The sequence below is a fragment of the Cobetia marina genome, assembly GCF_001720485.1.
GTDB lineage: Bacteria > Pseudomonadota > Gammaproteobacteria > Pseudomonadales > Halomonadaceae > Cobetia > Cobetia marina.
The window spans coordinates 2713296-2728477 of the sequence record NZ_CP017114.1 but is presented as its reverse complement, the minus strand read 5'-3'; the positions used below and the strand labels follow the sequence as shown (position 1 = coordinate 2728477).

Annotated in this window: 7 protein-coding genes and 2 pseudogenes; 5 read left to right on the top strand and 4 right to left on the bottom strand. The window is 51.7% G+C overall.

Annotation, left to right across the window (positions count from 1 at the left end):
• Positions 1–27 precede the first annotated feature (27 nt).
• Positions 28–1578: a cysteate racemase gene (locus BFX80_RS11415; protein WP_084208975.1), complete on the top strand. Its 1551-nt coding sequence runs from the start codon at positions 28–30 to the stop codon at positions 1576–1578.
• A 235-nt stretch (positions 1579–1813) separates the two neighbouring features.
• Positions 1814–2737 (top strand): LysR substrate-binding domain-containing protein, encoded by a 924-nt coding sequence (locus BFX80_RS11405; RefSeq protein WP_084208974.1) that lies wholly within the window; start codon positions 1814–1816, stop codon positions 2735–2737.
• A gap of 104 nt (positions 2738–2841) precedes the next feature.
• Here the strand turns inward: BFX80_RS11405 and BFX80_RS11400 are convergent, their stop codons facing one another.
• A complete protein-coding gene (locus tag BFX80_RS11400; protein ID WP_240499551.1) occupies positions 2842–3195 on the bottom strand; it encodes a hypothetical protein in 354 nt (117 codons plus the stop codon).
• Between the two features lie 907 nt (positions 3196–4102).
• Here BFX80_RS11400 and BFX80_RS11395 point away from each other — a divergent pair.
• Together BFX80_RS11395 and BFX80_RS11390 are read left to right on the top strand one after the other, a co-directional pair.
• A complete protein-coding gene (locus tag BFX80_RS11395) occupies positions 4103–6940 on the top strand; it encodes an archaeal ATPase (RefSeq protein WP_157109482.1) in 2838 nt (945 codons plus the stop codon).
• Positions 6941–6969: 29 nt separating this feature from the next.
• The gene (locus BFX80_RS11390) at positions 6970–9369 is read left to right on the top strand and encodes an amidohydrolase family protein (RefSeq protein ID WP_084208973.1); all 2400 of its coding nucleotides are present in this window, start codon (positions 6970–6972) and stop codon (positions 9367–9369) included.
• A gap of 162 nt (positions 9370–9531) precedes the next feature.
• On the opposite strand, the pseudogene BFX80_RS18140 reads toward BFX80_RS11390, so the two are convergent.
• Positions 9532–9797 (bottom strand): annotated as a pseudogene (locus tag BFX80_RS18140) (transposase); the annotation flags it as partial.
• Positions 9796–9987: pseudogene (locus BFX80_RS18320) on the bottom strand (IS30 family transposase); the annotation flags it as partial. The pseudogenes BFX80_RS18140 and BFX80_RS18320, both read right to left, overlap by 2 nt.
• A gap of 391 nt (positions 9988–10378) precedes the next feature.
• Here BFX80_RS18320 and BFX80_RS11380 point away from each other — a divergent pair.
• The gene (locus BFX80_RS11380) at positions 10379–11644 is read left to right on the top strand and encodes a hypothetical protein (RefSeq protein ID WP_084208972.1); all 1266 of its coding nucleotides are present in this window, start codon (positions 10379–10381) and stop codon (positions 11642–11644) included.
• A 304-nt stretch (positions 11645–11948) separates the two neighbouring features.
• Here BFX80_RS11380 and BFX80_RS11375 read toward each other — a convergent pair whose 3' ends face one another.
• A complete protein-coding gene (locus BFX80_RS11375) occupies positions 11949–15146 on the bottom strand; it encodes a type I restriction endonuclease subunit R (protein ID WP_084208971.1) in 3198 nt (1065 codons plus the stop codon).
• Between the last annotated feature and the right edge of the window lie 36 nt (positions 15147–15182).

Below are 15182 nucleotides of genomic sequence, written 5' to 3'. Positions count from 1 at the left end.
GTCAAAGATGGTCAGGAGAATCGCGCCATGGAAGCGTCTGCCACACGGCTTTCTGTCAATCGGCTTTCTGCGGCTGGACTCGCTGCTGGCGGGCCCCGCAACGCGCCGGACACCGTCACCCGCTACGGTGTGGTCGGCGGGCTCGGAGCGCTGGGCAGCGCGGATGTATTGCTCAAGACCGTGCGAGCGGCCCAGTACTGCAAGCCCCCGCGCCGAGTGGACATCGCCTTCGAACAACGTCACTTCGAGGATGGCCCCGGCATCGCGGAAGAGGGCTATGACCCGCTGCGCCGCAAGTTCTATGTCTACAACGTGCTCAAGGACATGCAGGGCAAGGTCGAGAATGCGCTGGTGCCATGCTTTCTCTCGCATACCTTCCTGGCCGAGATCACCCCGGAAATCAGCGTGAACGTGGTGGATATCTTCGAGGCACTGCAGGACCGCATTCGCCGCGAGTACCCTGACGTTCGCAAGATCGGCGTGCTGACCTCAAGCTACGTGCGCGCCTCTGGCATCTTCACGCGTCGTCTGTCCGGGCCCGTATCCGAGCCCATGACCCGACCGGGAGGTGCCGAGCCCGGCGCGGAGCTCGAGGTGCTCTACCCGGAGGCGCGCGTACAGCGTGAGGCATTGATGGAGGCCATCTATGGCCCGACCGGCATCAAGAGCGGCCATCATGGCGGTGAATGTCTGCAGCAGCTGATGGAAGCCTGCGATGATCTCATTCGTCAGGGAGCCGAGATCATCGTGCCGGGCCTGAGCGAGATCCCGGTGATGATGGCCTCGCTGCAGCCCCTGATTCCGGTGCCGTTGCTGGATTCCAATCGAATCTACGCCGAGTACGCGCTGGGACATGATCGCGAGCAGGAAGGGCGGCAGTTCAAGCTGGGCGTGCTGGGCGGCGTCGGGCCCGCTGCGACGGTGGACTTCATGCGCAAGGTGGTGGGACTGACACGTGCTGAGCGCGATCAGGATCACCTCAAGATGGTGGTGGAGCAGAATCCGCAGATTCCCGATCGCACCGCCAATCTGATCGGCAACGGGGAAGACCCGAGCATCCCGATGCTCGCCACCTGTCAGCGACTGGAAGCGGACGGTGCCAATGCCATCGCGATTCCCTGCAATACCGCGCATGCCTTCGTGGCGCGTATCCAGCCCTATATCGGCATCCCGATCATCAACATGCTGACGGCGGTGGTTGATCATATCGCCGCGCGGGAGACGCCGGTGGCGCGGGTCGGGCTGCTCGCGACCAGTGGCACCGTGGCCAGTCGGGTCTACCACGACATCCTCGAAGCCTCGGGGCGTGAGACGCTGGTGCCGGACGCCTCCCATCAGGCTTGCGTGATGGACGCCATCTACGGGCAGCAGGGCGTCAAGGCGGGCCACACCTCAGGCGAATGCAGTCTGAAGTTGGAAGCCGCCATCGAGCACCTGCTGGCCCAGGGGGCAGAGGTGGTCATTCTGGGCTGTACGGAGCTGCCGCTGATCGAGTTGCCGATCGCGTTGCGTGAGCGCGTGGCCTTGCTGGACCCCTCGGAGATACTGGCTCGCCGCTGCATCGCCATGGCGCAATAGCCCGAAGGCCTCGTGCCGAAGACCTCGTGCTAAAGACGTCGAGGTGGAGAATGTGGCGCTGTAAAAACAGCGAGGGAAACAGACAGCACTGACTACGCGGAAGGAAGGAAGGAAGGAAGGAAGGAAGGAAGGAAGGAAGGAAGGAAGGAAGGAAGGAAGGCATGCAAGAGGACAGGAAGACCAGCCACGCTATACTGCGGCGCTACATGCCTCACTCCAGGAAATCGCTGTGGAAATGAACTGGCTGGAAGACTTCCTCACGCTGGCCGTCACGCGCAATTTCTCGCGCGCGGCTGAGTTGCGCAACGTGACTCAGCCGGCCTTCAGCCGCCGGATACGCAATCTGGAATACTGGGTGGGCGCGACCCTGATTGATCGCAGCCTGTTTCCGGTAGGGCTGACACCGGCCGGCGAGTCCTTCCAGCGGACGGCGCAGGATGCGCTCTCAGTCTTGCGGGTCGGGCGGGAAGAAGCACTGGGCTTCGTGCCCAAGATCGAAGAGGTGGTGTCGATTTCCGCCTCCCATACGCTGGCGGTCAGCTTCTTCGTCGACTGGCATGAACAGCTCCAGACCCGGCTGGGCAAGCTCAAGGCGCGTATCGTGCCGGACCACGTCGCCGGCTGTGTCGATGCGCTGATCAGCGGCAACTGTGATCTGATGCTCGCCTACAACAGCCCACTGCTGCCGACGCTCACCGACATGGTGCGCTATCCCTCCATCGTGCTGGAATCCGAGCGTCTGGTGCCGGTGAGTGCAGTGGATGGGGCAGGGCAGGCGTTGTTCTCGCTGGAAAGCGACACGGCGCAACCGTACCTCTGCTACTCCAGTGACAGCTATCTCGGGCGACTCACCGCGCTGATCCTCAATCGGGAATCCCTCTCGACACGCCTCAACTTCTGCTACGAATGCTCGATGTCAGACGTGCTCAAGCGCGGGGCCCTGGCCGGCAGCGGTATCGCCTGGGTGCCGGAGCGCGCCGTACGGGATGAACTCAACGCCGGTCGCCTGCGCATCGTCGGGGATGACCGCCACACCGCTCCTCTGGATATCTGCCTGTTTCGGCATGCCGAGCACGAACAACAGGTCGCGGAGCGCATCTGGCAAGCCTGCCTGGACATGCAAGCCAGCCGCACAGCCACCTCCGCCACTCAAGGGTGACCTCTCGCCCATAACGCCAGTGGCGGTGAGCGTCTTCCGCCCACCGCCACTGGTCTTCGCTCTCATCCATCATCTCGCCAGGCTCGCGCAAGGGTATCGCAGACTTACGATAGGCGCCGTGAATTGGCCGTCGTGCGCTTGTGCAGCGGCTTGATGAACTGCGTACCCGTCGTCCACCACGGCACGACCTTGCCACCCGACATCGCGTTCATCCACGCCTTCTGCATCACGAACCACATCTCCCAGCTGGCGGCGATCTTCTCCGACACCATCTTCTGGTTCTCCGCGATCATCTTCGGATCCAGCGGCGACTGCGTTCCCCACAGCTGCGTGCGCGACATGATGGTGGACATCGCCGTCGACCACATCTCCACCGACGTCGTCCCCAGCTTCCAGACATCGAACATCGCGGCAGGTGTCGTCGGGACCAACTCAGACCAGGCAGGTTGTTGAGTCATTGTGCTCTCCACGTAAAGGAACCTCATGACAGTCTTACGCCTGTTGATGCTGCAGTGCAACATTAGTTTTTTATATCCCTGAATGTGAGCGTAAAGCAGAGCCTCGATTATCACCACTTTATATATAAATCAGTGAGTTAGCGATAGAGTGGGTCAGAAAAACCGGAATTTTCCGTGCCGGGGCGGAAATTTCCCGTGGGGCTGGGGAAAGTGGATTTTGGGGGTTTGTTGGCAATGTCTTACGTAGGCGTAGGAATTTTATGAAGCTCGGTATCAGCTCCGTCGGACAGGGCACGTAAGCGTTGGCGAGTGGTGCGGAAATTTCCGGCGTGAGGCTGGGCCGCGATAGAGGTGAGAGCGCGGCGAGACGCGATGTATATCGAGCTTAGTGTCTCGTAAATGCGACGCAAGGTGTCGCAGTGAACTAACGAATTCCTTCTCGCGCTTGCCTCGACTCGGCTATTATTAGGTTTCTTGAAATTTCCTATATTCAAATATGCATTTCTCGCCAAGGCAGGACGCCATGGCGCGAGACCATGAGACGGAGCTCGCCCCAGCGGTAAGCGCCGTGCGGTAGCCGTGCAAAAGTAGAAGTGCAGCTATTCTTGGGGCTCAGAACCTGCGGCCAAGGACTGGTGACCGTTACCTCCGTCTCGCGCTCCGTATGTTAATACCAGCCCAAAATAACTAATCGCTCAGTCGCGAGGATGGGGGCAGTGAATGAGATGATCGGTTTACCCGCACTTCAAGTAGCTGTATAGGGTTGGGTTGTAGCGAAGGCACTATCCAACGAACTAATGAGGCTCCTAACATCAAGCATTGCATTTATCAATGCTATTTAAATTTAAAGCGCCAGTACTGATACATAGGCTGGCTAAAGAAACTAAATGACTGGATAGACACCGACATGTCTGATAGCACGAAGAGAAAATACAAAGAGAAAAACGAAATCATCATCGACTTATTCGCACCTAATCTTCCGGGTAGCATCAAGGAAAGTGATTTAATCCAGAAGGCATTGCGTGATCAATTAGTTGAAAACATTCAAAGCTCGATTATTCTCTCCAAATCCAATAACTCATCAGGAGTTGCCCGATTTGTTGATGAATCAGGTCGTAATGTGTTTTTTGTGGATGGTACTCGCGGTGCGGGTAAGACTACCTTTATTAACAATGTGGTTGAACACTTAGAAAAAGGCGGAAGTGACGCAGGCGCTATCATCAAGTGTCTTCCGACCATAGATCCTACCAAGCTGCCTCGTCATGAACCTATTCTGGTCACTGTGACAGCTCGCTTGAATAAGATGGTGTCAGAGAAATTAAAAGAGAGCTGGTCATCTAATGATCATAAAAGGCATAAAGAACGTTGGCAGAATCACCTAGGGCAACTTAAGCGTGGATTGCATCTGCTGACCGATAAGGAATACAAGCCAGAGTATTTCAGTGATGCTATGAAGTTGGATGCTCAACTTGATTACTCTATCGGTGGCCAGGATTTGTCGGAAATTTTTGACAGGATGGTCGATAGTGCCTGTGACATTCTAGGTTGCAAGGCTATCATGATTTCGTTCGATGATATCGATACTCAGTTTGATGCGGGTTGGGATGTACTTGAATCCATTCGAAAATTTTTTAATAGTCAAAAGTTGGTGGTAGTAGCGACAGGTGATTTGCGCCTTTATTCTCAGTTAATTCGCGGCAAGCAATACGAAAATTATAGCAAGACCTTGCTCGATCAGGAAAAAGAGAACGCCCGCTTAGCTGAGCGTGGGTACATGGTAGAGCATCTTGAACAGCAGTATTTATTGAAGCTGTTTCCTGTGCAGAAACGTGTTCAGCTGACAACCATGCTGCAACTTGTAGGCGAAAAGGGAGAAGAAGGCCCCGAAAGGATCAAGGTCAAAACCATGCCTAGCATGCAAGATGTCAATGCCATAGGAGTCCGGGACGCGATTGACGATGCTGTTAGGGAAGGACTAAATCTGAGGGGCGGCTCCGATGCAGACATGTATGTAAATGAACTACTGAAGCAGCCGGTGCGATTGTTGATGCAGGTGCTTCAGGATTTCTATACTAAAAAGTATGATGCTTTATCAGTAAATAATAAATGTGGTCAAGGTAATGATGAGAGCTCTGAGGAGTTATTAGTTCCAAATTTACTACGAAGTGCCTTGTATGGTTCGATGCTCAGTAGTATTTATCGTGCAGGATTAAATTATGAACAACATCGGTTTGGCATGGACTCACTCTGCAAGGATATATTTACATATGTGAAGCAAGATCGTGATTTTAACACTGGGTTTTATTTGCGGCCTCAGTCTGAAAGTGAGGCGTTAAGGAATTGTTCGATTTATTTGGCATCCCAAGTAAGCAAAAACTGTCAGGGTAGTTTTTCTAAAGTGTTTCAGATGCTTCTAGTTGGTTGTGGATCGGTAAGTATATTTAATCAGTTTGTTTCTAGAACAGTTCAGTCGAAAGACGATAGAGAAAAGTTTGAGCAGCTTGTCAGTGAGTATATTGCTTATATGTCAGTTGGCAGGAATGAAAGTGCCTCTCATTGGGCTAGTCGTTGTTCTGCAGTCATAGCCGATGCAAGTAATGATGGGAAAGTTGGAGTTTTCATCGGCCAAGTGCAATTGAATCGTGGTTCACGGAAGGTAAAACAAGATAACTATAGTCAGTTTAAGCTTGATAATGAAAGTGGTTTAGCCAAAGCTGCAATGGCTGCATCTTTGAGTACAGTCGTATCAAATAATTTGATGGATTTTAGCAGTATTTTCAACTTGATTGGCGCCATATCTGATATCGCTGCATGCTCTAGTGATATTCCTGCAGCTCCTAAAGTTTTCAATAAGATTATATCTCAACCGACTTGTATTGCACCCCCATGGAGTAATGCCTCTGCGCGCGCAGAGGTGAAGACTGGTAAAACTGATGATGAAGACGAGAATTCCAGTCAGGTAGCCGATGAAATTGACCACGAAGATGATCACGAATCAGGCAGAGATTACCAAGGAGTTAACAACGAATTTATAGACGCCTTTGATGCTATTAATACTTGGCTTGAGCTTGTTAAAGATTTGGAGCCGAAAATTCGACCTTCTGCACTATTGATAGGAAAAATATGGACAAGATTCTATTTTAATATTAGTAATGTAGCAGACTCGCATAAAAAAAGGTTGAATGATCCGGAGGCTTGGAGAGGTACTAAAGCTATACACTCTAATGCTGCAAAGATAATGAGGTTTAATGTTTTGGCTCTTCTTCATGCGGTTTTGGTTGAGGAAAGTTTATATCATGCGATTGAGGATAAAGATTATATTGGGGGTGGTTTGCGGCTTAATCCTATCACATCAGTTGAGGAGTTTGAGAAAAAGCTCGCACATATGCATTCTGTTTTGAGTGAATCAGATAAGCAGTGGCATCAAACGAATCCATTATTTCTTTTGTTAATTAGCTGCCCTATTCTACATCCATTTATTTTTCCGTTTGGTGGTATTAATAGTTCGCAGAAATCACTTGGGAAAGAGGAAACGTTTCGTGATCTTATTTCTAGAATAGTAGGTAGTGATTTGTTTCCCCTAGATAATTGGGATTGTTTGATTAAATGCGATCCTGATGATACCAGAGTGCTCGATAAAAATATTAAATCACTGAGTTCGGCTACAATTGCACGTGCAAAATATAGTTCTTCAAGCCAAGATAAGAGGGAAGAAAAAAGCTTGCCTAAAGATGATGCCAATTAAGGATAATTACAGCCATCTAAGGGTTTAATATGGAAAGCTATCTTCTTAACTCTACAGTATTGCTGCAGAGACTTAGTACCGTCTCGTTGGATGAAGAATTACTTGATGAAATAATAGAGTCATCCGTATTTCTCGCTCAATACGAACAAACACGTAGTTTACCTGATCATATAGCCAAATCGGCTTGGTCATCGTTAGTGCAAAAAGTAAAGCATAGGAATATGAAGCTCGGCCCAGTTGTAGCCTTACGTCAGATCACTGAAAAATTTGTCAAGAACGAGAAAGATGGCCCAAGAACCGACCTATCTTTGTTTTCGGAATGGCAAACTCTGATGAGCCGAGTATCGTGCCTACCAATCATGGCGTGTCATCAGGTATTTAACCCGGGATCTGCCAGTCAGGAGTATAGCTTCCGCTGGCCTTTATACCCTTATCACCCGACGGTTGAGGACTACATTACTCGAGAAAGGCTGCATGAAACTCACCAACATTTGAACGGCAGCACCTGTGCGGAAGAGTGTTGGCTAGATGCACTCAAGAATCCAGAAATATGTGTCAGAGATTTCGAAAAGGGGTGGGCCTCTCAAGAGATGAAACAACTTTGTGCCCAAATTGACCCCTCCTTGACACCGGATATTTTCAGAGATCGTTTGCAGGTCGCCTTTAATATTCGCGAAATCCTTTGTCGGGTAGCGCAGGGCGTGGAGTTGCCAGGATGGATAGCGTCATTACAGCATCCACAGCAGTTGGCAAATAGCACAATAATGCATCAGTACAAGGAATATGGATTTGAGACAGTTTGGCCAACGGATGACAAATACAGTCAGGAGTCTGAATTTTGTTGGCTAGCCCGGTTGTTGCAAAAATGGCGGTATGGTGCGCCCGAAGGATTGGAGAGACTGCTATGGATTTATCTGCTGATTCAGAATCAATATCTGACTCTATTAGTTCAGCGAGATGATTTTTTCGGTTTTGATCAATTTCAAAAATACACCATGACAGAGCTTAGAGAAGAAACCGAGAAATCTTTTTTGTCTCGTTTTAAAAATGCCCATGGTGCTGGTGTGTACTCTCAGGTGCGTTATTTGGAAGGGCGTTTTGCACCGAAGAGCGACCCTAAGAAAATGCAAAAACTGGTCTTTAGCGTGTTAAGAGGATATTGGGAATACTTGAGTGATCATATATCTATAGAATGGATGCATGATAAGCCGTTGACTATGTCGCAAGTGCTCGATAATCTCGAGCAAGTTGAACCAGATGGCAAGTGTGCAGAGCTGGCGCTAGTGCCGCACTTTATCAAAAGAAAGCAAAAAAAGAATGAAGTCTATCCTTTCGCATTGCTATTCAATGACCTGAAGAGCCAGGCCGCTATCTTGATTGACATGCTGGAGTATGAGCCGCGCTTAACACGCTGGATTCGAGGTGTAGATGCGGCTGCTAATGAGATGCACGCGCCACCAGAATTATTCGCGCCTTTGTTCAGAGTTCTAGCCAAATCGGGTATTGCTCATATTACCTATCATGTTGGCGAGGATTTTCCGCATTTGATTAGTGGTATTCGATCCATTGATGATGCCTTGAGGTTTTTGCCACTACGTAATGGCGATCGTCTTGGTCACTGCACGGCTATTGGTATCACACCTAATATCTGGAAACGTTCTTTGCCATTGTCTTTGTCCATGACCAAAGAAACACGATTGCTCGATTTGGTTTTTATCTGGCGAGAGCTTCGTAGTCATCCGGAGCTGCTGCGTTATGCTAGCGATGCAGCGATCGAAGCGGTCAATTTGGCCTATGAGATATTTTCGATGGAAGAAGAAATCTCGATTACCACCCTTGATAGGGTATTTGAAATACGGGGTATATTGGCACAGTCGGAAGGCCTGCTGGATGAGCTAGATAGGCCATTGAAGCCCGAATCCCCCTGGCTAGAGGAGTACGAGTATGCAAGAGTGTTGGCTGAAACTGCTGGCATGACCAGGCCATTGATGTTGTATAAGCAATGGCTTACTTCTGAGAATGTGCGAAAGCAACGCGCTGAGTACGTTGAAGTTGCCCTGGAAGATTTGCCGGATGAGGCGGTTATTGCATTGCAACAGTCTGTGATGGTAAAAATGGCAGACCAAAACCTTGCGATAGAGTGTCCTCCGACCAGCAATACTCGCATCAGTCAGTATCGAGATGTCAGCGAACACCATATCTTTCGCTGGTTGGGCTTACCGAGTGAGATGATTGAAGGTGATGTTATGATGTCTATTTGTCTGGGCTCTGATGATCCGGGGATCTTTGCAGCAGATTTAAAATCCGAGTTCTATCATCTATTCGTGGTGTTAATCCGTAAGTTCGATTTGTCCCCTGCGGAAGCTCTGAGAAAGGTAGCGGAGATGAACGAGAATGGGCGGGTTTATCGCTTTCATGATGTCAGGTAGCGCATATATATTGATTGTTCAACACCTGCTGGCCTCATTGTTACGACCTCTGTACGATACTGTTGTGGAGCTGGGGTATGTTCTTCGGACGGATTTTCACTTTCGATGATCTTTTTCTTGTTAGTTAGAGAAAGAGGGCAATCTCAGGTCCCAAGCGCAACGCTATTGAAGGGTGCTCGGATCGCCGCGGATTTTATAAGCACCTCTGCGTAGATTTCCACCGGGGTTCGCCAGTTCAGTGTCTGGTGAGGCCGTGTGTTCATTGAGTCGGCGATCTCACCGAGCTCTTCCTAGCTGTAGACGGAGAGATACGTGGCTTTTGGCAGATACTGTCGCAACAGCCCGCTGCTGCTCTCGTTCGAACCTCGCTGCCATGGGTTATGTGGGTCAGTGAAGTAGATCGCCGTGCCTGTCTTCTGGGCGATCTCGCCAAAGGTCACCACTCCGTACCTGGTCGTCCCAGATCAAGGAGTCGATTCCTTGATGACTGGCACTAACGCCGGCCAAGGGCGCCATGAAGCCACTGATTTGCTGTGGGCTCCACTCCTCACGTAGCGGACCGGCAACAGCGGCCATCATGCTTGGAAGGCGCTTTGTCCACTTGGTGGCAGTGCGGCGAATCTTACGGCTGATCGGCTACTGTGGAGTCTCGGCTCACTGCCGATCTACCGGTAGTTCATGTTCAAGTTATAGCGGGCGTGGAATTGGGATCATTGGGTACGGTCTTCTGTCGATACCCCATGCTCTGCTTCACTTTGGTCGGTGAGCCGAGAAGGGTACCGACGCTGGCCCTCCTGCCTCTACCCTGGGCCCCAATTGCTGGAAGTATTTTTAAGTCTAGGTTTGAACCCCGATCTCTCCAAACGGGTATTGTTTTAAGTGTCTGATTTTATTCGTATTTCTTGATGTTTCGACACTGATCTGTAATAAATTCAGAAAAATTACGCTATTTCCGTACTTCGCTATTCTCTATGCTGATGTTCGTTCCATCATCACAGGGAGAATATCCATGATCGACCAGAACCCGAAGTTATCCAAGAGCGACACGAAGCTTCTCTTGCGGTATGTGACTGCCCATGATCAGGCACAAAATATTGCGAAACTCATTGGAGTGGCTCCAGCGAGAATCTCTGAAGGCAAGAAAGGCGAGTGGCAATTACCCAAGGACTCAGCAGAGAAGCTTTATCAAAACTACGGCCGTCCTCAAGCTGCCCCTGGTATTTATCTGGTGAGCGAGGTATGGACATCTCTCCAAGAAGTGATCGAGACAACAGAGCAGGTTCTATTGGCAAGGCAATGGCTGCGTGCCAAGAAGGCATTACAGTCTCAACAGGCGATGGATATTCTCAAGAAGTGCCTTCTGCCTATAGAAGTAAATAGCTATATAAATGATTCTAGCTATAAGGTGGATTCAAATGTAGCCGAGCGTCTTTACCATATTATCCACGACGCTGAATTTCAGCAGTGGTACGCTGAAAATAGATCTGTAGAAGAAGTTAGAGATTATGGCGATATTGATCACTATGGTGTAGAGGAGGATGGTCTTTTTACACGCAATAGTAAGCAAGAGCTTCCAGGTAGAGAGATTTTTGATGCCATTCTTTCTAGGCATGGGTTGGTGTTCCCTGCCTTCCAGCATGAAATGCGACATACCGACGTATGGATTTTCTTGTTGTTAATATGTGAGTTGTCTCTATATTCAAGTGACAGAGTACTTTTTGAAGAAAAAGGACTAGACCTGAATGTAGATAGTGTTGTCAGTGACGAGATATCTGATCGCGCAAAAGAGATTGAATGCGTCATTGTCGGCGAGGAAGTATGGCATAGCTCTAGCTGGTTAGATTCAGAGATATCTCACGAAAGTCCACAGTTTTTCAATGAGCTGGGTGATGCGTCTGTCAGACACAAAGCTAGCTACAAGAAATTTGACGAGTTACTTGACGTATTTCCAGAGAGATTCAATAAAGTATCAGTTAAGCTGATTATCAACCAAAATCTTGAGTATCATTTGGCCGTTGAGCTGAATTTGTATAGGGCATTTTATAATCTAGGATACTTTCTGAGAGAAAACGAGTCCCTAAGGTTGCTACCTGATAGTGAGTTTGACTGCATTTGCACACGTAGGTTTGTGATTAGAGATTTACCAAGTGACCAGGTAGTAGAAACTGTAAAGAAACTGTCTGAATGGCTGGGCGCTAAAGATATAGGTCTTTCATCTTTGAAGTCAGAGCTCGCTCGTAATGGAGGCTTTGTTCCTGAAGTAAAGTATATATAGTCGCGTAACTGCTCATATGATTTATGATGTCTGAGACTCATCATCTACCAGGAGATTTCTATGGTTTATCATTATCAATGTGCAGGTTGTTATTGCACACTTCGTATGGATAGACGTGAGGAAAATGAAAGTATGACATCCGTAGTGAATGGTGAACTGTGCTATTCATGCCAATTGGCAAGAGAGGATATGGAGGACTATGACGATGACGACTAGGCGTAGGTTCGCTAAGACGATATCTTGATGGTCCGATTATTGGAGGTAGGGGCATTCTCATGCCCCTACCTCCGCCGTTTCCTAGCTCTTACCCCTGCACCCCCTTGCCGCCTTCACTCCGCTGCCGGAGCAGCTGATACATCAGGTGAGCGAAGCGTTTCTCTATCCCGCCGTCTTCCAGTATCGGCATGGACATCTTCTCTTGGTCAGCCAGTGCATCGAGCAGTACGTCGTTTAGGCGCTTGGGTAGCAGGCCCTTCATGGCGTCTTCGAGGCTGTAGCTGTTGACCTGCCCCATGAGGTCTTCATCTCGCTCAAGGCGGGTGGCGAGACCATTGGCGAAGTGGAGCTTGTCGTCGTCCTGGATCTCGGCACCGTAGAGGTCATTCAGGGTGTCGATGATCTCATCCAGCTTCTTCTTCTCCGGATCTTTCGGGGTGCCGGAGCCGACCTCGGTGATGGAGTCCAGCCCAAATTCGCCTTCCTGCTCTTCCAGTCGCAGCTCCTGCTCCTGATGCTTGGTCTGGCGGTAGTGCGTCAGCTCTAGCTCGCTGACGTCCAGCTCCGGGTCCTTGAGACGGTCTTCCCGCAGTAGTGGACTCAGGTGCTTGGCGAACACGCAAAGCTGCTCCAGCTCTGTATCCTCGTAGGAGATGATCTGTGAGAGAAACTCGTAGGCGCGCACGAAGCTTTTGAGGTTCTTGCGGAACAGGTCGAGCTCATCACGAGAGGTGCCTGCATCCTTGAGCTCTTGCTCGGCGCGCTTAAGGCCCATCTCATCGCCGTTCTTCTCGGCAATGTCACGCGCGTCACGCCACACGCGTATGTGTTCGGTCAGCGCGACATAACGCTTGTTGAAGCGATCACGCGCCGGGTCACAGTAAAACGACAGCTGCGATGAGGGTGCCTTGGGGTCAAAGAAGGCTTCGGCAAACTGGGTGACTTCCTGTCCGTGGTAGATGCCGGTGTCATCCAGACTTTGCTGCATGTCATAGATGACTTGCGGGTCTGACACCGTGGCCAGCTCGCTTTCCCGGTAGTAGGGCGCGAAAGCATCCAGAATGTCCTGAGTGTCATTGAAGAAGTCGAGGATGAAGGTTTCCTTGCCGGGGAAGAGACGATTGAGGCGCGAGAGAGTCTGCACGCACTCCACGCCTTGTAGCTTCTTGTCCACGTACATGGCGCATAGCTTGGGCTGGTCGAAGCCGGTCTGGTACTTGTTGGCGGCGATCATCACATTGAAGTCGTCGCTATCGAGTGCCGTGGCAAGGTCGCGGCCTTTTACTCCTGCATTGAGCAGGGCGCTGGCCTCGGTGACTTCCTCGGGGATGACATCATCGGCCGGCACGCTTCCCGAGAAGGCCACCAGCGGGTGCACGTCGTCATAGCCCTTGTCTTTCACATAGGCGAGCATCGCCAGCTGATAGCGCACAGCCTCTTGCCGACTGCTGGTGACCACCATCGCCTTGGCCTGACCGTTGAGCAGGTGGCGCACGTTATGGCGGAAGTGTTCGACGATGACTTCGACCCGCTGATTGATGTTGTGCGGGTGCAAGCGTACCCAGCGCGCCAGGGTGCGGCTGGCCTTCTTTGAGTCCACCTCTATCTCTTCGCCATCCGGATGCGAGAGCTTCCATGCCGTCTTGTAGGTGGTATAGCGACGTAGTACATCGAGAATGAAGCCTTCCTCGATGGCCTGACGCATGGAGTAGAGGTGGAAGGGGCGAGGCTTGTTGCTATCGCTGGCTGGCAGATCCGGCTCCGGGCGTACCCCGAACAATTCCAAGGTGCGGCCCTTGGGCGTGGCGGTGAAGGCGTAGTAGCTGATGCGCTGACTGGCACTGCGCGCCGCCACGGCCGCTTCCATAACCTCTTCGCTGCTCAGCTCAGCTTCTGGATCATTGGTCTGCCCGGCGCTATTGAGCAGAGCTTTGAGCTTGCCTGCAGACGAGCCCGTCTGAGAGGAGTGGGCCTCATCCGCGATGACGGCATAGTGGCCTTCCGCCAGCTTGGGGCGCTTCTCCAGCGCATCGAAGAGGGCGGGGAAGGTCTGTAGGGTCACGATGATGATGCGGGTGTTGGCCGCCAGGGCATCCGCGAGCTGGACTGACTTACTGGCACTCGCGCCTTCACGGCTGATGGGGCACACCACGCCGTGGGCATGCTCAAACTGATAAATGGTGTTCTGCAGCTGACTGTCCAGCACGGTGCGGTCCGTCACCACGATGACGGAGTTGAACATGCGGCTGCCATCCTCGGCATACAGGTTGGCCAGCTGATGCGCCGTCCAAGCGATGGAATTTGACTTGCCTGACCCCGCACTGTGTTGGATCAGGTAGCGGTTGCCCGCCCCCTCATTGCGTGTGGCCTCAAGCAGTTGATTGACGACCTGCCACTGATGGAAACGCGGGAAGATCATCGTTTCCTTGGTGATGCGGTTGCCTGCGAAGTCCTCGCTGGTCTTCTCCTCCAGGTGGAGGAAGCGGCCGATGATCTTCAGCCAGGCATCCGGCTGCAGTACCTGCTTCCACAGATAGTCGGTGGCATAGCTGTTGGCGTCCTCCGCAGGCGGGTTGCCGGCTCCGCCTTCCTCGCTGCCTCGGTTGAAGGGCAGGAAGAAGGTCTTGTCGCCCGCCAGACGGGTGGTCATCGCTATTTCATCCTGACGTGCCACGAAGTGCACCAGTGCCCCACGCTTGAAGGACAGCAGCGGCTCTTCCTTGCGGGTGATGGGGTCTTTCAGCGGGCGGTCCTTGCGGTACTGACGCTTGGCGGCTTCCAGCGATTGCTTGAAGGCGCTCTTCAGTTCCAGCGTGGCCACCGGCAGGCCATTGACGAACAGCACGAGGTCCAGCCGTGGGTTGTAGCTGGCCTTGCCATTGCTGCTGTCCTTGGCATGCAGGGAGTAGGACACCTCCGGTACCACGCGCAGGATATTGGCCTGATAGCGCTGCACCGACTCCGGATTCATGGCGTGGTCCGGCATGAAGCTGCACATCACCAACGTATTGCCCGGTATCTTGAAACCGTGGCGCAACACGGCCAGCGTGCCCACCTTCTTGAGGTGACGCTCCGTTTGCTGAATCAGCACCTGCTCAGGCTTCTGTTGGTTGCCGCAGAGCTTGTTCCAGCGCTCCGGCCAGGCGGCCTTCTGGTAGGCAATCACATCTTCGGGGTAAAGCGCCGTGGCGCGATCGTACTGACTCGCCTTGCCCAGCTGCCAGCCACTGGCGACGAGGCTATCGACGATGTCCTGCTGAAACTGCGCTTCCTTGCTATCAGCCATGAGGCATTCCTGCTTGTTCGTGAGGAGTCGGCATGC